Consider the following 1,064-nt stretch of genomic DNA (forward strand, 5'->3'; position numbering starts at 1 on the left):
GTTTCTGCGGCCGATTCAGTCGTTGCTACAGGTTTTTCCGGTTCAGATATGAGAGTTGAGTCTGTAGTGACTGGTTTGTCGGTAGTTGTTGATGTTGTTTCTGCGGTCACAGTCTTGTCATCAACTGGAGTTCCTGTAATTACATCTTTGTTTACAGTCGGTTTTTCCGAAGTTGCGGCGCTGTTTGAGGGAAGTGGAGAATCTGATTTTGCACCGGTGAGGGTGTCTGCGTCGGATGATTTTTGAGTGCTCGTTGGTGCTAAATTCAGCGTGTGTTTGATGTCGCCGCTGATTTGCAAAACTTTGAGTGTAGAGTCTCCGGCTACTAAGCTGTCAGCGCTAATTATTTCTGCACTGGTTCCCGCGTTGGTTGAACTGTAAAGTGTTGCGCCGCTAGAGTTTGACTGAAATACGTCCGCATTTCCGTTCAAACTGTCGATCGCGAATTTGAAACTGCCCGGACTGTTGATGTTAAATTTGTAAAGGTCAAAGATATTTGTAGTATCGACACTACCTGTGTAGCTTGTGCTGTCAGTGAATGACCCGATGTTAAGTTCAGTCATGTTACCCCGGGAAATAGTTGGTTGAATACGCCCTCAACTATCTATTGGGAACACCGTGAGGTTTTTATGCGGTCATACATCAAAGAACTGTGGGGTAGATCGCCCTTACTTTTCACGGCATCTCTGAAAACCTTATCAGGCAAGGGTTTCACTTTAATATTTTTGTCAATATTTTCTACTTAATGCTAATAAACCAACGGTGAAATCTGGCTTGTGGAATATAGGCCCTCAGTAGTTTTCACGGGATCAAGAGATACCGTGAAAAGTAAGGTAGATAGCCAAGTCGTTCCAAGTCCATCTGCAATCTGTTAATCCCGTTCTCTGCGCCGCAGTTGTTCTACAGCGATGATGAACCCAAATCCAGTTGACATAGCTGACCACCAGCCTGTTGATCACCTTTGTCTGTTCGTGACATACTCCTACACCAACTGAGTACAGTATGGCGTAGGCTTCTCAGTGACTCCAGCTATTGCTTCGGACATTGACTGAGCGTTAAAGACG

Annotated in this window: 1 protein-coding gene; it reads right to left on the reverse strand. The window is 45.0% G+C overall.

Features of this window, described 5'->3' with window-relative positions:
- Positions 1-563 (reverse strand): PPC domain-containing protein (locus tag QUB52_RS27915; RefSeq protein ID WP_332976316.1); only part of this gene is annotated, 563 nt, incomplete at its 3' end.
- Between the last annotated feature and the right edge of the window lie 501 nt (positions 564-1,064).

The sequence above is a fragment of the Microcoleus sp. A6-C6 genome (genome assembly GCF_036705955.1).
Taxonomy (GTDB): domain Bacteria; phylum Cyanobacteriota; class Cyanobacteriia; order Cyanobacteriales; family Microcoleaceae; genus Microcoleus.